General features: G+C 28.3%; 19 protein-coding genes. All 19 read right to left on the bottom strand.

The annotated features are described in order from the left end of the window. Positions 1 to 57: 57 nt before the first annotated feature. Positions 58 to 1389, bottom strand: coding sequence for a pyrimidine-nucleoside phosphorylase (locus FYJ27_RS04055; protein WP_154483521.1), 1332 nt, complete (start codon positions 1387 to 1389; stop codon positions 58 to 60). Between the two features lie 19 nt (positions 1390 to 1408). Then, on the bottom strand, positions 1409 to 2227 hold the full coding sequence (locus tag FYJ27_RS04050; protein WP_154483518.1) for a purine-nucleoside phosphorylase: 819 nt from the start codon (positions 2225 to 2227) through the stop codon (positions 1409 to 1411). A 10-nt stretch (positions 2228 to 2237) separates the two neighbouring features. Beyond that, on the bottom strand, positions 2238 to 3125 hold the full coding sequence (locus FYJ27_RS04045) for a tyrosine recombinase (protein WP_154483515.1): 888 nt from the start codon (positions 3123 to 3125) through the stop codon (positions 2238 to 2240). 93 nt (positions 3126 to 3218) lie between these two features. Then, a complete protein-coding gene (gene spoIIM / locus FYJ27_RS04040) occupies positions 3219 to 3854 on the bottom strand; it encodes a stage II sporulation protein M (RefSeq protein WP_154483512.1) in 636 nt (211 codons plus the stop codon). A 74-nt stretch (positions 3855 to 3928) separates the two neighbouring features. Then, positions 3929 to 4477: an NUDIX hydrolase gene (locus tag FYJ27_RS04035; RefSeq protein ID WP_154483509.1), complete on the bottom strand. Its 549-nt coding sequence runs from the start codon at positions 4475 to 4477 to the stop codon at positions 3929 to 3931. Position 4478: 1 nt separating this feature from the next. Beyond that, complete coding sequence (locus tag FYJ27_RS04030; RefSeq protein WP_229775465.1) at positions 4479 to 5573, bottom strand: DUF3866 family protein; 1095 nt, start codon at positions 5571 to 5573, stop codon at positions 4479 to 4481. An 8-nt stretch (positions 5574 to 5581) separates the two neighbouring features. Then, positions 5582 to 6403: an MraY family glycosyltransferase gene (locus tag FYJ27_RS04025; protein ID WP_154483506.1), complete on the bottom strand. Its 822-nt coding sequence runs from the start codon at positions 6401 to 6403 to the stop codon at positions 5582 to 5584. Between the two features lie 4 nt (positions 6404 to 6407). After that, a complete protein-coding gene (locus tag FYJ27_RS04020; RefSeq protein ID WP_154483504.1) occupies positions 6408 to 7085 on the bottom strand; it encodes a glycosyltransferase family 2 protein in 678 nt (225 codons plus the stop codon). 9 nt (positions 7086 to 7094) lie between these two features. Beyond that, positions 7095 to 7982 carry a copper transporter gene (locus tag FYJ27_RS04015; RefSeq protein WP_154483501.1) on the bottom strand — a complete coding sequence of 296 codons (888 nt, stop codon included), beginning with the start codon at positions 7980 to 7982 and terminating at the stop codon, positions 7095 to 7097. Positions 7983 to 7993: 11 nt separating this feature from the next. After that, positions 7994 to 9115: a putative cytokinetic ring protein SteA gene (steA, locus tag FYJ27_RS04010; protein WP_154483498.1), complete on the bottom strand. Its 1122-nt coding sequence runs from the start codon at positions 9113 to 9115 to the stop codon at positions 7994 to 7996. A gap of 275 nt (positions 9116 to 9390) precedes the next feature. Further along, positions 9391 to 10203: a sporulation transcription factor Spo0A gene (gene spo0A / locus FYJ27_RS04005; RefSeq protein ID WP_154483495.1), complete on the bottom strand. Its 813-nt coding sequence runs from the start codon at positions 10201 to 10203 to the stop codon at positions 9391 to 9393. Positions 10204 to 10338: 135 nt separating this feature from the next. Continuing rightward, on the bottom strand, positions 10339 to 11658 hold the full coding sequence (gene spoIVB, locus FYJ27_RS04000) for a SpoIVB peptidase (RefSeq protein ID WP_154483492.1): 1320 nt from the start codon (positions 11656 to 11658) through the stop codon (positions 10339 to 10341). Positions 11659 to 11840: 182 nt separating this feature from the next. Beyond that, positions 11841 to 13541: a DNA repair protein RecN gene (gene recN, locus FYJ27_RS03995; protein ID WP_154483489.1), complete on the bottom strand. Its 1701-nt coding sequence runs from the start codon at positions 13539 to 13541 to the stop codon at positions 11841 to 11843. 14 nt (positions 13542 to 13555) lie between these two features. Next, positions 13556 to 14008, bottom strand: coding sequence for an arginine repressor (locus FYJ27_RS03990; protein WP_154483486.1), 453 nt, complete (start codon positions 14006 to 14008; stop codon positions 13556 to 13558). A 119-nt stretch (positions 14009 to 14127) separates the two neighbouring features. Beyond that, positions 14128 to 14931 carry a TlyA family RNA methyltransferase gene (locus tag FYJ27_RS03985; RefSeq protein ID WP_154483483.1) on the bottom strand — a complete coding sequence of 268 codons (804 nt, stop codon included), beginning with the start codon at positions 14929 to 14931 and terminating at the stop codon, positions 14128 to 14130. Positions 14932 to 14947: 16 nt separating this feature from the next. Further along, positions 14948 to 15535, bottom strand: a complete 588-nt coding sequence (locus FYJ27_RS03980) for a CNNM domain-containing protein (RefSeq protein ID WP_154483480.1) — start codon at positions 15533 to 15535, stop codon at positions 14948 to 14950. Between the two features lie 705 nt (positions 15536 to 16240). After that, complete coding sequence (locus tag FYJ27_RS03975) at positions 16241 to 17110, bottom strand: polyprenyl synthetase family protein (protein ID WP_154483478.1); 870 nt, start codon at positions 17108 to 17110, stop codon at positions 16241 to 16243. A gap of 4 nt (positions 17111 to 17114) precedes the next feature. Further along, complete coding sequence (gene xseB, locus FYJ27_RS03970; protein WP_154483475.1) at positions 17115 to 17339, bottom strand: exodeoxyribonuclease VII small subunit; 225 nt, start codon at positions 17337 to 17339, stop codon at positions 17115 to 17117. After that, the gene (gene xseA, locus FYJ27_RS03965) at positions 17326 to 18552 is read right to left on the bottom strand and encodes an exodeoxyribonuclease VII large subunit (RefSeq protein WP_154483472.1); all 1227 of its coding nucleotides are present in this window, start codon (positions 18550 to 18552) and stop codon (positions 17326 to 17328) included. Before xseA ends, xseB begins: the two co-directional genes overlap by 14 nt. Between the last annotated feature and the right edge of the window lie 5 nt (positions 18553 to 18557).

Raw genomic sequence — 18557 nt, 5'->3', positions numbered from 1 at the left:
CCTATTAAATATTAAGTTATTCAAATCAATTTTTTACAAAAATAAAAAAACGAAGCTTTAATAAAGCTTCGTTTTTTTATTTGTTACTTCCCCATAAATTAGCTTTTTTGACATTTCATTTTTTTTGCCAATCTTTATAATATCTCTTAGCATTTCCTTTACTTCTTCTACCTTTTCTTTATCATTTCCATGTATATATGCAAGTACATCACCGTTACTAACCTTTTCATCAACTTTTTTATTCAATACAATCCCTGCTGATAAATCTATTTCAGATTCTTTTGTTTCTCTTCCCGCCCCTAGAATTAGTGCACATTTTCCAATTTCTTCAGCATTCATACTTTTTATATATCCTTCATCATCACTTTTAACTTCTAATATATACTCTGCCTTAGGAAGTAATTCTGTATTTTCAATATATCTAATATCTCCATGTTGATATTCTACTAGTTCTAATAATTTTTCATAAGCACTTCCTGTTTCAACAACTTCTATTAACATTTCTCTAGCTTCTTTCTCATTAGAAGACTTTTTAGCTAAAACTAATAACTTTGACCCTAAGGATAAACATAATTCATAAAAATCTTTCGGTCCTTTTCCTTTTAAAGTTTCAACCGCTTCTTTTATCTCTAAACCATTCCCTATTGCATATCCTAAAGGTTCGTCCATGTTAGTAATTAAAGCTATGGTTTCTCTACCAAAACCTATTCCTATCTCTACCATTTCTTCTGCTAATAGAATAGCACTATCTAAGTCCTTCATAAAAGCACCACTGCCAACTTTTACATCTAGTATAATAGCATCTGATCCTATAGCTAATTTTTTACTCATTATACTACTAGCTATTAATGAAATATTTTCTACTGTAGCAGTTACATCCCTTAAAGAATAAAGTTTTTTATCTGCCGGAGTAATATTTGCTGTTTGACTACAAAGAGCAATATTAATCTCATTAGAAATATTAAAAAAGTCTTCTTTGCTCAACTCTACCTTAAAATCTTTTATTGATTCTAACTTGTCCAAAGTACCTCCAGTATGGCCTAATCCTCTTCCTGACATTTTAACAAATGGAACTCCACATGCTGCTACCATGGGACCTAATGCTATAGTAGTTTTATCACCTACACCACCTGTACTATGTTTATCTACTTTTATGCCGTTGATTTGAGATAAATCAACAGTTTCTCCTGAATTTATCATAGCCTTAGTTAAGTCTAAAGTTTCTCTCTTATTCATTTTGTTAAAATATATAGCCATTAAAAGAGAAGCTGCTTGGTAATCTGGTATTCTATTGTTAGTATAACCCTGAACAAAAAAATCAATTTCTTCCCTTGTTAGTTCTTTTCCATCCCTTTTCTTCTTAATTATGTCATACATTCTAATAGACATACTATCACCTCAATCTATACTAAATGTTTCTAACTATTTTCCTTATTAATTTTTCAAAAGTCCCTTTAACTTTTTCAGATGTTTCAACAACTTCTTCATGATTTAAAGGTTTATCTAATATACCTGCTGCCATATTTGTTATACAAGAAATTCCTAAAACTTTCATTCCACCATGTCTTGCAACAATTACTTCGGGAACTGTTGACATACCAACTGCATCTGCACCTAGAGTTCTTGCCAATCTAACTTCTGAAGGTGTTTCATATGTTGGTCCTGTAAACCACATATAAACTCCTTCTTTTAAATCTACATCTATAGATTTAGCTGAGTTTTTAGCAATTTCTATTAGTTGTTTATCATAAGAAGATGTCATATCTAAAAATCTAGGACCTAAATCATCTATATTTTTCCCCATTAAAGGATTTCTACCTGTAAAATTAATATGATCCGTAATAAGCATTAAATCTCCTGGCTTATAATCTTTATTTGCTCCTCCTGCAGCATTAGTAACTATAATAATTTCTATTCCTATAGCCTTCATAACTCTAATTGGAAAAGTAACATCTTCTAATGGATATCCTTCATAGAAATGAAATCTTCCTTGCATAGCAATAACTTTTTTATTTTCCAATTCCCCTAATATCAATCTACCTTTATGACCTTCTACAGTTGATATAGGAAAATTAGGTATATCATCATATTTAATTACTTCAGGATTCTCTATTTTTTCGGCCAAATCCCCCAATCCAGAACCGAGTATTATTCCTATACTTGGTTTGAATTCAACTTTAGATAGTATATAGTTTGCACTTTCATTTATTTTTTCTAATAAATTCATATTAACCCCCCTAAGCTCTTGGATGTGTATTATTATAGACTTCCTTTAGTTTTTTATCATCTATTGCAAAAAAGTATTTCTGAGTTGTAGATATATCAGAATGTCCTAAAATTTTTTGAACAGATTTTAAATCTGCCCCATTCTGCAAAAGATGTACTGCAAAAGAATCCCTTAAAGTATTAGGTGTTATTTTTTTATTAATATTTGTTTTATCAGTATAATACTTTATTATTTTCCAAAGCCCTTGTCTTGTCAATCTTTTTCCTTGATAGTTTATAAAAAGGGCTTTTTCTTCAGTATCTTTTAATACTTCATTTCTGTATTTATTAATATATATCTTTAAATAATTCAAAGCAGTTCTACCTAATGGTATTATTCTTATATCTGAGTTTTCTTCTAATGTGATATTGCTAAACTTAAAGTTGATATTATCTATATCTAATAATATTATTTCTGATACCCTAAGTCCAGTTGCATATAAAAGCTCTAACATTGCTTTATCTCTAGCTCCTTTAAATTTGTTAGGCTTAGGTATTGATAATAACTTATCTACTTCTTTTAGAGTTAGTATATTAGGAGCTTTTTTCTCTTGTTTTGGTGAATGAAGATTATTTGTTGGATCTATATTAGTTACACCATTATTTAATAGATATTGATAAAAAGACCTTAATGAAGCTAAATTTCGCGAAATAGTAGAGGCGGATTTACTGTTCTTCTGTAAATAAACTAAATATGTTATTACAATTGTTTTATTTACATTTATTAAATCTACGGAACTATATTTACTTAAATAATTATTAAATTGGTTAATATCTCGTAAATAAGATTCCTGTGTGTTTCTAGATAACTCTTTTTCATTTTTAATATAGTCTAAAAATTGGTTAATAAAAACATCCATATAATTTTCTCCTTTATAACTGTAAAAAAATAGCTATAATTTATAAATTCAACATAATCTCTTAAAATCCTTTAAATAATTATTATATTTGGATCAATAAATATAATCCGTTATAAGTCTCATGAAAATAGGAGTTATATAAGCCTCAACTAAACTACCAATCATTATAATAATAGAAAATATAAATATTATTACAGAATAATTTATAAAGTTGGTCAACTTATGGTTATAGGTTGATTGAAGTCTTTTCCTTCTAATACTATTTAATGAATTGACCATTCCAATTGAAGATATTGAAATGATTCCTGGAATTACAAATAAGTTTTGTGGAAGTATAGAAAATAACGCAAATAATAATCCCTTTATTCCAAATTCGTTAACTAAAAAACCTACTGTAAAACCTATTGCAAATCCTCTCAATAAAATTATAATTGGTATTATGGGAATGCCAATTATAATAATTCCTGTTATCCATATTAAAAATATTGTTTTAAGATTATTTAAAATAGATTCTTTTAGTAATAAAAAACTATCTACTTCATCATTGCTAATTAATTTAAAAAAAGAATTAAAAAAACTTATTACTTGTCCTTTTTGATCACTATCTAAAATCCTTATAGATACTGCTCCTATTATTATACCAATGATTAAAAAGACTATTATAGTAAAATAAACTAAAAAATTATCTTTAAAATGTCTATATAGCCAATTCTTTAATTTATGTTGCAAATATATATCCTCCTTTCATCTATACATACAAACCTCATATAAAATATTATGCTAGAAAAGAGGATATTATCACATTAATTATTTTCTTTGTTTTCAAAATGATTTTTTGCTATTAAAGCACCTATTATTGTCTTACTATCTAATATTTCACCTTTCAATACCTTATCTATCAAAGTTTCTAAATCTAGTTTAATAACTTCAATATATTCATCCTTTTCTGGTTCAGCAGCGCCTTCTGTTAATTCAGTAGCCAAAAATAAATGCATTTTTTCATTTGTAAATCCTGCCGATGTATAAAATTCAGTTATGTATTCTATTTTAGCAGATGAAAACCCAGTTTCTTCCTTTAATTCTCTTATGGCGGTCTCTCTAGGCTCTTCTCCTATTTCTAGTTTTCCAGCAGGTATTTCTAATAGTTCTTTTTCTACAGCTTTTCTATATTGCTTTACAAGTATTACTTCTCCTTCTTCTGTTATAGGTACTATAGCCACAGCACCAGGATGTTCTACTATTTCACGTTTTGAATACTTTTTATCTGGCAATTCTACTGTATCTATTCTTAAATTAAGCATTTTACCTTCATAAATCTTTTCTGTTTTCATAGTTTTTTCTTCAAAACTCATACTAAATTTCCTCCTTATCTTCAAGGTACTTATAAACAGCTTTTCCTACAGCACCTAGAGTCATAAAGTACTCTCTATCTTCTTCGATACCTCTTCCCATAGTTGTTACATTTAAGTTAAAGTAACTTAACGCCTTATCTATATCTTCTCCATATTCATAGTTTATTTCATATTTTTTTGATATTTTATTATTTAACAGTTGATCTTCAATTATTTTATTTTTACTGTCTTCTAAATATGGGATAACCAGTTTTCCACCTGTATTACAAATTTGACTTAATACTGTTAAACTGTGATGACTTATTCCCATATGTCTTTCCCTTTTATCTTTAAAACTAATTCTTGGAACTATAAAAGCTGTTCCACCAAGATTATTTATACCATCAACAATATAACCTTGTTCTATTCCGCTAAATCCATATTTAGTACCTGTACCTACTATACCTGGTCCCATGGTTATAATAGTTACATCACTTTTAAGTGCTTCTTTGGCAGCTATCAATCCTGAATATATATTAACACATTCAATATCTCCACCAAAGGCATTACCTACAGTTATAGTATTATCTATAATTTCTTTTTCTTTTAATTTTTTAACAGTATTGCTAAATTGGATAGGTAATGCTCCTGCATCTGTCATTATATAATTAATTTTCAAAGAAGGATTAAGCCATTTCAACATACTTGAAATAGGTGCTAACATACTATGCAATGTTCCAACTATAAAAACATTATCTTCTAGATCATTAAAGTTATTAAATACATGGTGATAAGTACTATCCTCTTCTTCAATAGCTAAACATTTAAACTGAAGAGGTGTATATCTCAATTTCATTATATGTCCTTTTCCCTCTATATCCTTAGAAGGATTGCTATAATTATATATAACATAATGATATCCTCCTGTTCCTAAAGATAGTTCTACAGCCGTAGTGTTAAGAACAACTTTATCACCTATTTGAATTTCTCCAGTTATATCATTATAATTTATAGCTCTTGATATATTGTTTTTTATTTCTACTTCAAGCCATGTAGTACTTTCATCTCTCTTTAAAATATTAGTTACAGTTCCTATTTTATAACTTATCAGTTTCAAGACCTCCCTTATCTACCCAAATTATCTATAAATCTTAAAAATTTATTTTCTTCTATAACCTTAGAAAAAGAAATAGCTTCTGAAAGCATTTGAACTATTATTAAAATTGTCAAATAAATTATTTTACTATTTAAACTATGGGTATAAGCACAATAAACACCCAAAGTAAGACCTAGTGTATTAGAACCTACGTCTCCCATCATACATTTAGCTTTTAAATCCATAGGTAAATATTTAATTAATATACCGAAAAAAGAAAATAGTATAAAAGAAAAATAATTGTCTATAGATGTTAACATTAGAATAATAGACATTATAACAAAAACTTTTGAAGCTCTCCCCGGTCTCAAATCAAAAAGATTTATTAAGTTGGTGAATAATGCAATTACTAAAGTATTAACTACTACCTCCAATACACCATTCGATATATATATAGATATTATCAATGCTATAAGGAATCCAATGCCTGCCTTAAGTCCACCAGTTGTCAAAGTACCTTTAAAAAAGGACTTAATATGTCCTTTAAATCCTTTTACCTTTTCATCGCCTATTAAATCGTCTAATAATCCTACAAGTCCAATTAATATAAAGCCTACTAAATACAACATTATTATAATAAGATCCTTTTTTACATAAAGTCCTATTAAAACAACTGTAATAGTTTGCACAATAACAAACAATAAACCCATACTAGAAGGAATGCTTTCTTTTTTATAATTTAAACATAGGCAATCACCATCTTTCAACATGTTAAAAATAAAAGGAGTGCCTATAAAGGCTATTATAGTACTAATTAATAAACTAATTATATTAATTTTAAATACATTCATAAATTCACCTTCTAAAAAACAGTATTATTATAGTCTTTAAAATGTCAAAAAATTGTTTTCCTCTGTGGATGAAATCTTTAAAATCCCTTCCTGTTTCTCTATGTCTCATGTTTACATCTACTTCTTTAATAGAATAGCCTTCTCTTAAGGTAGCTACTGTCATTGCTATTTCTACTCCAAATCTATCAGGTATATAATTAATTTTTTGAACAACCTCTCTTTTATAAACCCTTTGTCCTGATAATGTAGTATCTATTTTCTTACCTGTATGAATATATACACCTCTTTTTGCTAATCTCTTAACAAATCCAAAGCCACCTTTTTTTAAAGGCCTAGGAAATTTAGCTATAGCAACATCTGCTTCATTATTTAAAACTGGATAAATAAGCTTTTCAATTTCATTACTAGTTTTTCCTAAATCTCCATCAGCTAAAACTAAATAGTCATAATCTACTCTCTTTACAGCTTCTTTTATTGCAAACCCTTTACCTCTATTTTTATTTAATTTAATTAAATCTATTCCCATATTTTCTACAATACTTGATGTAGAATCTGTAGAACCATCATCTATTACAACAATATTATCTATTAAGTCAACTTTTTTTAAATCCTCTATTGTTTCTTTTATCCTATCTTCTTCATTATAAGCTGGAATTATTGCAACTATTTTTCCTTTTTTCATAAAATCCTCCTATTCTGAAATAGCATAACTAGGATCTGGAAGTAAAGATTCAGCACTAGATTTTACACCATAATTGCCTGGTCTTCCTTCCATAGACATAATTAAAGCAACTTTTCCTATTATAGAATCTACATTGTCTACAGTAGATATTCTATAGTCTTTATATTCTTTCATATAAGAATTCTTTACTGTAGTTTTCTCGATACCTATTATAGGTAACTCCATTTTTTTTACTGAATCTATAATAGTTTTATCGAGTATATTTATTCTCTCTATATCTTTACTGTCACTACCACCTGCTATAATTACATAATCAACTGGCTCATCTATATTTCCTATTATATTTAGCAATCCATATTCTTCAAAATATTTAATGACTTCTTCATTCCCATCTGAAATAATAGCTGTAGATAAATCAGATATAGCTTTTCCAATTACGTTTTCTTTTAGTTCATCTTTATCTATACCACTTTTTAAATAAGCCTCTTTTAAAGTATCCTCATTTAAAAACTTATCTTTTATAGTTGTAACATTGACAACAGTAGCTCCTGACATTTCTAAAGTTTTACCTATTCCTGAATAAATATATTCATCATTTGTTTCAATTATTGCCACTTTTGTACCTGATAGTCTATTCTTGATTATTTCAGGATATACAGTTTCATTAAATTTTTCATACTGAGAATTTTTAACTTCCATCTTCTCTATTTCTTTTTTAAAATTTTCATTTTCACTACGTAAATAATCAAATTTTTCTTCTAATTTCGATGCTATATCTTCTTTTTGTTCTACTAAGAAATTCTGAGCATCTAAAGTAAAACCTATATAAATACCGATAGCTAAAGCTAAAAATATTGATACAATTGATATTACATAAAATTTCATATTTGGTATCAAAATATCACTCCTTATATTCCAAACATTATTTTAAGTCTAATTTTTATAAGTTGCATAAGCTCCTGCATAGGAGGAAACATCATTGTAATCACTAATATAGGTATTAAAGCAGCAAGACCTAAGCCAATAACATATTTTAATTTGAAATGGCTTTTATATAATTTATTTACTCCTTTTGCGTCAACTAATTTAGAACCGACCTTCATTCTTACTAAAAAAGTACTAGCCATTCCACTTCTACCTTTCTCTAGAAAGTCAATCATATTATTATGAGTCCCTACCGCTACTATTAAATCTGCATTATTTGCATAAGCAAGAAGTAAAGCAATATCTTCACTTGTTCCAGGTGATGGGAATATAATTGCCTCTAATCCAAGTTCCTCTACTCTTTCAAGACCTGGAGCTTTTCCATTAGTATAAGCATGAACTATTATTTCTTTACTCATCTTTAAACATCTATCACTTATACTATCCATATCTCCTATAACTATATCTGGTGTATATCCAAATTCTAATAATGCATCTCCACCTCCATCTACACCGATTAGAACTGGATGAACTTCATTTATATATGCTTGTATGGCTTGTAAATCTCTTTTATAATCTTTACCCCTTACAACTATTAATGCATGTCTTCCATTCATTTTTGTTTTAATATCTGGAATTGGAACTTTCCCTGTTACAAGACCCTTTTCTTTTTTTGCATAATCTAATGTATTTTCAATAAATAGATCCAATTCCTTTTCTAAATTTTCATATCCTATTGAAAGTTGATTTTCAATTGCTTTGTCGTCTAATAATTGACAATCTCCAATAACCTTATCATCACATATTAATTTATTATCCTTTATTTCAACTATTTTTCCTTCTTTAATTAAATCAAATACCTTTGTATCTATTGATTCAAATATAGGTATGCCTGCCTCTGACAATATAGTAGGTCCTCTATTAGGATAACGACCACTTATGGTCTTTTCTGTATTAATGACACATCTAATTTTTTTCTCAACTAAAGATGTAGCTGCAATTTCATCTAAATCCTTGTGACAAATCATAGCTATGTCTCCTGGTTTTAATCTTTTAGTTAAATTCTTTGTTTTTTTATCTTTTTTTATTTTTCCTTTAATGTACATAATAATCCTCCAAATCTACTATACATATAATAGTTATCTATTTAATAAATAAATATTTTATAACTAATATATAACTCTTCAACTTATTATAGCATAATATTGGATTATATAAAATTTTTTTAATTCACTTCTAACTAAAGACTCATAAATTTCCTTTTCTTTTAAGGCTTTAGTTATGTTTTATTTTATTATATTTTATTATCAATTATGATAAGGTCAATTATGATTAATTATTATAAAATAAATCCCCTAGTATACTAGGGGATTTATTTGAATTATGCTTTATTTTCCATCATTTCTTGCTCTAATCTCAATTTATCGGCAACCATCGCTATAAATTCGCTATTTGTAGGCTTCCCTTTATCTGTATGAACAGTATATCCAAAAATACTATTTATAGTATCTACTTTTCCTCTACTCCAAGCTACTTCTATTGCATGTCTAATAGCTCTTTCTACTCTACTAGGTGTTGTATTGTATTTTTTAGCTATATTGGGATATAACTCTTTGGTTACTGCACCTAATAGTTCTACATCTTCCACTACCATTGCTATGGCCTCTCTTAGATATAAGTAACCTTTTATATGGGCTGGTACTCCTATTTCATGAATGATATTTGTTATTCTTGCCTCCATACTTTTAGTATTATCTACGTTTGCAGGCATCTGTTTAGGTATATGAATGTATCTTTTAACATTTCCATCATCATTGGACATGCCAGAGATTTCCCTTAACCTATTCATAAATATTTCAAAATCAAAAGGCTTTACTACATAATAATCCGCTCCTAATTCAATTGTTCTCTGAGTTATTTTATCTTGTCCGACAGCAGATAGAACTATTACTTTAGGTTTTTTCTCTAAATTCATCATATTTAACCGTTCTAAAACCCCTAAACCATCTAAATGTGGCATTATTATGTCTAGAATTAAAACATCTGGTTTTTTTTCACTAATCATATTTAATGCTTCTAATCCATCCTTAGCAAAACCTATAACTTCAAAATCCTCCTGCTGTACTAAATATTCTTCTAATATGTCGCAAAACTCCTTATTATCGTCAGCAACAAGTATTTTTATTTTTTCCAAAATAATTACCCCCCTGTATATATAAGTTAAATATTGTCTATTGAGCACATATATTTATTCGACAAACAAATGTCATATCCTTCTAATTCTTTTAAAAATATTTTAAAATAAAAATAGGGAAAGATAGAATATAACCTATCTTTCCCTATTTTCTGCAAAATTTTTCTTATTTTTAATACTTATATCTGTTTGTTCTAACATCCATTCTATATATAATCCATAACCTTTAGTAGGATCATTTACAAAAACATGGGTAACAGCTCCAATTATTTTTCCATCCTGTATTATAGGACTTCCACTCATGCCTTGAACTATTCCACCAGTTTTTTGTAGTAACTTTTTATCTGTAACTTTCAAAACCATACTTTTTTGTTCAGGACTTGATTGATTTTGAGTTTTAATTATTTCCACTTCAAATTTTTCAATTTTATTATCATTTAGAGTGGTCAATATATAAGCTTTCCCTTCTCTAACTTCTTCTTTGAATCCTACAGGTAGTGATTTTGTTTTATTTGTTTCTATAGAAGTACTATCAATATTACCATATATTCCAAAAGGAGTGTTTCTAGTTATGTCTCCTAAAACATTTTCAGTTTCATAAAATATTCCCCGTATTTCACCAGGATTTCCCTTTTTGCCTTGTTCTATTTCTGAAATTTTTGCACCCATTATCTTACCGTTTTTAACATTTAATAGCTTTCCTGTATCCATATCTGTTATTCCATGACCTAAAGCTCCAAACTTATTAGTATCTTTATTATAAAAAGTAAGCGTGCCTATTCCTGCAGTTTTATCCCTTACCCATATTCCTAGCCTATAGCAATTATCCTGAATGCTTTTAACAGGCACTACATCTGTAGTAAACTTAATATTGTTTCTCTCAATTGTAATGGACACTTTATTACTCTGTATATTATTTAGCAATTCAACTACATGTTCAGCATCTTTTACTTGCTTACCATCTATTTCAATAATATTGTCTCCTGGCCTTATTCCCGATTCTTTTGCTGGATTGTATTTTTTTCCATCTATTCCTACAATATCTGTTATAGATACTACAAGAACTCCTTTTGTATTTAATCTAACCCCAATAGAATTACCTCCAGGTACTAAATGTGCCCTTTCCACTACATTTACTTCTACGGTTCTAACTGGTATTATCCCAAATAATTTAAATTGTAATTTAGCTATACCAGATTCTAAAGTATCAAAACTGTAGGATTTTTTTAAAGATAATCCCATTTTTTGATAATCTTTTATATTTACAATATCATTACTATCTTGTGATATTTTTAAAGTATAAGGGAAAAATACTTGAAAATCTTTTTTTTCCCCTTTAATAATATTTATTTCTTGAGGATAATAAAAAACACTCCATGCTTGGATGAAGTAAAAAAATATAAAGATTAAGAATAAAATAGATATTTGTTTTCTATATTTGAGATGCTTTGGCAAGTATAATCACTCTCCCCAAAATTCCCCTTTTCATATTCACCTCCAAGAAAATATTATTTGCAACTATAATGTAGCCTTTTTTGCTCTTATTTATTCTCTGTAATTATTTATACATATGTAAAGTACATTCAACTATGGTTTTAAAATGAAAAAAACACTTTATAATTTAATATAAAGTGTTTTCAGAAACCTTTTTTTATTTTTTTGGTCAATTCTAACATTTCTTTTGCATGTAACTTTGTTGTATTTGTTAAATCTACTCCACCTAATAATCTTGCTAACTCATTAATCCTTTCTTCGTAATTTAATTTTTTTACTTTAACGATAGTTTTGTCTTCCATTATTTTTTTTGATATTGAAAAATGAGTATCTGCAAGTGCAGCAATTTGAGGCAAATGAGAAATGCAAATTACTTGATGTTTTTTTGAAATATTATTAATCTTCTCTCCTACAATCTGAGCAGTTCTTCCGCTAATTCCTGTATCTATCTCATCAAAAATAAGGGAGGGTATATAATCATATTCAGCTAAAATTGACTTAAAAGCCAACATTATTCTAGACATTTCTCCTCCTGAAACAATTTTAGAGAGAGGTTTCAATTTTTCACCTGGGTTTGTAGATATTAAAAATTCAACCTTATCAAGACCACTAATTGTAAAATAATCATATTCCTCAAAATTTATCTTAAAAACTACATCTTTCATATTAAGCTCTTGTAATTCTCTGAAAATCTCTTTTTCAAGGTTTGAACCAATTAGTTTCCTTTTCTCAGATAATAGTTCACAATTAATTTTTAAAGCCTCTTCAACTTTTTTGATTTTTTTATTAATATCTTGAATTTCCTCTTCTATATTTAAAAGAAGCTGAAGTTTTGAATATATTTTATCTCTATATATAAAAATTTCCTGTACACTATTTCCATATTTCTTTTTCAATTTATTTATAGTATTAATCCTATCTTCTAAAAAATCTAATTGCTCTTTATCTATAACTATATTTTCCATATAATTATTTAAGTTCCTTGTAATATCCTGTAATTCAAAACTAATATTAATAAGTTCATTATAGATTTTTTCTAATTGTATATCATTATCTTTTATCTCTTCGATTAAATTAATAACCTCGTTCAAACTATCTATTGTAGAAAAACTATCATATTCTTTTGATTGAAGAATATTTACAGATTTACCTAGATTGGATTCAATGTTTTGTGCATTATTTAATTTATTATACTCTATTAAAATATTTTCATCCTCTTCCACAGATAAATTTGAACTATCTATTTCTTCTATTTGATACTTTAAAATATCAATCTCCCTATCTCTTTCCATTTCTTCTAAAGACAAACTCTTTAATTTCTTCTTTAAATTTAAAATTCTAATATAATCAGATTTTATTTTTTCTTTTAACTCATTAAAAGAATCATCTCCAAAAGAATCAATAATATCAATATGCCTTTCTACATTTAAAAGAGATTGATGTTCATGTTGTCCGTGAATATCAACTAGATGCTTTGTAATATTATTTAACATATTAACTGTTACTGTTCTTCCATTAATTCTTGAAACACTTCTACCTGTTGCATGCAGTTCTCTAGTTATAAGTATGTAATTACCACGATCTTGTTCAATGCCATATTGATTTAAAATTCTTTCTATTTTTTTAGGTTTTTCGAGAAAAAAAAGTCCCTCTAAAATAGCTTTATCATAGCCTGTCCTTATTAAATCTTTATTAGCTCTTCCTCCTAAAATCAAACTAATTGCTTCTACAATTATTGACTTTCCCGCACCTGTTTCTCCTGTCAATACATTGAGTCCTTTAGTAAAATTTATATTCAATCTTTCTACGATAGCAAAATTCTCAATATTTAGTTCTACAATCATAAAATTCCCTCCAACTAATTGAGTAAACCTTGGAAAGTTTTTACTACGGAATCAATATGCTCTATATCACTAATAGCAACAAATATAGTATCATCTCCAGCAATACTTCCTACAACAGATTCAATTTTTAATGTATCTATAGCTGAAGCACAAACTTGTGCTGCACCAGGTAAAGTCTTAATAACTAAAATATGGCCAGCTACATCATAGCTTGTGATGGAGCTTTTGAATATTTTTATAAGTCTATCTGTGGCTCCTTCAGTACTATCATCCATAACAGCATATTTATACTTACCACTCTTAGATAAGACTTTAACCAATCTTAATTCCTTTATATCTCTAGAAATAGTAGCTTGAGTAATATCAATGCCAGTCCTTTTTAGATGATCTGCTAATTCTTCTTGAGTCTCTATTTCATAAGTCTCTATTAGTTCTAAAATTTTTCTCTGCCTTCCATATTTCTTCATATTTTGCCTCCTTTAAAGTAAGACTATTTAGGAAGAGTTCTTAACTCAACTAAAACCTTAATTATTTTATGCAATAACTTTAAAATTACAAAAGAATTAATAACATTATTTTATAATGATTATAACATTATATGAGATTTTTCAACAATTTCTTTGAGTTTTTCTTTAGTTTTATCATGCGTTTTATCTAGCCCCTTTGTTAAATAAAATAAATATTCTATGTTTCCGGTAGTTCCTTTTACTGGAGAATATGTGGCATCTTTAACTTGAAGATCTATTTCTTCGCAAAACTCATAAATACTATTTAATACTTCTTCATGAATTTTACTATCCCTTATTATGCCTTTCTTTCCCACTTTTTCTTTGCCAGCCTCGAATTGTGGCTTAACCAAACAAATAATTTCTCCATCATTATTTATAAGCTCCTTAACTACAGGTAATACTAACTTTAAAGAAATAAAAGAAACATCTATAGAAACAAAATCTGCTAACTCACCTATATCATCTTTTGTGACATATCTTATATTAGTCCTTTCCTTTACAACTACCCTATCGTCTTGTCTTAGATTCCAATCTATTTGTCCATAACCTACATCTATCGCATATACTTTTTTTACACCATTTTTAAGCATACAATCTGTAAATCCTCCTGTAGAAGCTCCGACATCTATAGCTATTTTATTTTTTAAATCTATATCAAAACTATCTATAGCTTTTTCTAATTTTAGTCCTCCCCTACTTACATAAGGAATTGGATTTCCTTTTATTAATATTTCTTTATCTATAGCTACTTTTTCTCCAGGTTTATCAATCCTTTGTCCATCTACAAATACTATTCCTTCCATAACAATTCTCTTTGCTCTTTCTCGGGATTTGACAAGATTTTTTTCAACTAATAAAATATCTATCCTTTCTTTCTTCATATAATCTCTCCTATATTTATTTCGTTTGATTTTTAAATAATTTTATTTTAAAATTATTTTCTAGAAAATTTAGTACTTTTGCCATTTTAAATATAATCTTTTCAGAATTATTTATAGCTATTTCTTTCCCTACGGCTTTTCCACCTACAGTAAAAGAGGCAATCAAGGCTGTTATTATTATACTTAATATAGTACCATTTTTAATATTATATTTATTTATAAGATTATAAATAATAATTGTTCCAGCAGAACCACTTACAATACCACTTATATCTCCAATAACATCATTACAAAAATTTGATACTTGTCCTGCGTTTTTAATAAGTTTTATAGCATGTTTTGCTTCTTCTACTTTATTTGCAGCCATAGAATGAAAAGGTTTTTCATCTGAGGCTGTTACCGCAATTCCTATTATATCAAATAGAATACCTAATAGTATAATAATAATTAATATTATGAATGCAAAAAACACATCTAAATTCTTCATAAGTTTTTCAGTTATTAAGCTAAAAAAAATGGCCATTACAAATGTCCACACAGAAATAACAATAACCCATTTTTTAGTTTGCTTATGTGATATAGCATCATCACTTTTTCTTCTCATTTAATGATAACCTCCAAATTATTATTGGTTTGAAAAGTCCTATAAGAATAAAAAGCTGATAGCAAATGCTATCAGCTTTTTGAGTGGTGATATACTAAGTAAATCTTACGGCTTAAGGTCTAGCAGGATTTCCCAGATAAGAACTCCATGTCGCCATATTAGCGGTTTCCCTTCAATCTTATCTTCACTTTGTCGCCAAATAGTGAAACTAGATTACCACTTAGACCGCACTGTAATCCCTAGTATATCTCCTAAATAGAACAGTCTAGGAGTTTTCCTCAAACAGCCAGTCTATTCCTTAGCCTCTTTTGCAAAATGGGTTTCGATAACAAAACCTAACTTTCCTGGGCCCTTTGGAAAGTTTAGTTTTCCATTATCTTCTGCCCACTTCACTCAAGGCAGGCTACACTGCGAGTAATAGAATTTACTTTGCAGGTTTATCTTATCCTTCCGTATTATAGGATAAGTCTCCACGAGAGTAGGGTCAACGCCTGCATGCCATTGCAGATCGCCCCATCTCTCTTACTCCCAATAACGGCCCCCAACTGGGCGTCGAAAGCCGAGATTAGGAACTTCATCGATATGCCCTTCGACGGATTTTTAGCCCCGCCTTCGAGAATAGCTGTGCTGACTAGAATACTGCACCACTCTAAGCTAAGCATAATTATAGCATAGAATATTTTTTATTTCAATGATACAAAAAAACTATTTATTCCTATTAATTAAATAATATGCAATCTCTTCTAAAAAAGTAATATTATTATCCTTAAAAATTTCTAAAGATAGTTTTGCTTCCTTGCTTAAATATTCTACTTTTTCCTTTGCTGTTTCAAGAGAATTAAAAGATAAATAGGTTGTTTTATTTATTGCCCTATCTTCATCTATATCCAATATATCATCCCTTATTTGATAACCTAAGCCAATACAACGTCCATATTTTCGTAAATTATCTATTTCTATTTCATTAGCCCCTCCAATAATTCCTCCTGAAACTACTGCTGCCTCAATTAATGCTGCTGTCTTACATCTATACATAAATTCTAATTCTAAACTATCTATAGACTCGCTATCTGACAATATATCAACCACTTGTCCGCCAATCATACCATCTATACCACTAGCTTTGCTAATTTCTTTGGAAGCTAATAAAAACTTATAGTAATCTTCTCTGTTTTTTGAAAATAAAATTGTATTTTCTATCATTATTTCATATGCCAAATTAAGAAGTCCATCTCCCGAAAGTATTGCAATAGCTTCCCCAAAGATTTTATGGTTTGTCGGTTTTCCTCTTCTAAAATCATCATCATCCATAGATGGTAGATCATCATGAATAAGGGAATAAGTATGAATCATTTCTAAAGCCAATGCAAAAGGAATTGCTTCATCATAACTTCCACTAATCATTTCACAGCTCTTTAGTAAAAGTATAGGTCTAATTCGTTTTCCTCCAGTAAAAAGACTATATTTCATAGCTTGAAATATTTTTTCTTGATATCCTGTTTTATTAACAAAAATTCTATTTAATTCATCATCTATAACTTCCTTCAAATGATCAATTTCATCTATTAAGCTCATATAATTAACCCTCCAGCTGGAAATCTTCTTCTCTTTCTTCATCTTCCATAATAATTTTTATTTCTCCCTCTACTTTATTAAGTATTTCATACAGATATTTATATAGATCTACTCCTTTTTTAAATTTGTTAAAAGACTCTTCTAAAGTTAATTCTCCGGTTTCTAGGCTGTCTATTATAGATTCTAATTCTTTTAAACCCTCTTCATATGATAAATTAGTTAAATCCATTTTTAAACTCTCCTTTATTAACTTTTACCACCTTACTCTCAACTATACCATCTTTTAGTAAAATGCTTAATTTTTCTTCTTCTTTTATATCATTAACAGTTTTAATTACATGTCCCTTATTATCTAATATCAGTCCGTATCCTCTATTTATTGAAGATATGGGACTTAAAATATTTAGCTTATCTCCAAGTTTATCAACTTTACTATGTAATTCACTTACTTTAAAATTATATACTGTAACAAGCTTTTTAAACAAAGTATCTAGATATTGTTTATCGTCATTAAGTTTAGAAATAGGGTTGTTATAGGTCAGTTTATTTTTTTGATAATCTATTTCTTTTAATTTACTCTCCTTTATATAGTTAAAACTGTCTACTAAATTTAAAAAATTATCTTTTAATTCTTTTTTCATCAAATTTAATTCTGGTACCGCTAGTTCTGCAGCAGCTGATGGTGTTGGTGCTCTTAAATCCGCAACAAAATCCGATATTGTATAGTCTGTTTCATGACCTACAGCCGAAATAACTGGCTTGTCCATTGTATGAATAGTTCTCGCTAACCCTTCATCATTAAAGGCAAATAACTCTTCTATCGACCCCCCACCTCTACCAGTGATTATTAAATCTATATCGTCTCTACTATCAAAATATTTCAGCCCTCTAGATATTTCTAAAGGCGCAGATTTTCCTTGAACTAAGACAGGATATATTATAAGTTCAACTATTGGAAATCTCCTTTTTATAACCGTAATTATATCCCTAATAGCTGCTCCAGTAGATGAAGTAACTATACCGATTTTTTTAGGAAAATAAGGTATAGTTTTTTTATATTCTTCAGCAAAAAGTCCTTCCTCTTCTAACTTAGTTTTTAGTTTTTCAAAAGCTATATATAATTCTCCTAAGCCCTCTTCTTTTATGCTCTTAACATATAGTTGATAATTTCCATTTCTTTCAAAAACTGAAATGTATCCTTTAACCACTACCTTCATACCATCTTTTAGTTCCATTGATATGGAACTATTATCATTTCTAAACATAACACATTTGATTTTTCCTTTATCATCCTTTAATGAAAAATACATGTGCCCACTATAATGATGTTTAAAATTGGATATTTCTCCTTCCACTGATATATTAGATAAAATTGGATCACCTGCAAAAGTTCTCTTTATATATTGATTAACTTCACTTACTCTTAAAGGTTTAATTGACATATTTT

The organism is Anaerosalibacter bizertensis (genome assembly GCF_009696605.1).
In the GTDB taxonomy this organism is placed as follows: Bacteria; Bacillota; Clostridia; order Tissierellales; family Sporanaerobacteraceae; genus Anaerosalibacter; species Anaerosalibacter bizertensis.
This window is presented reverse-complemented; position numbering and strand designations above follow the sequence as displayed.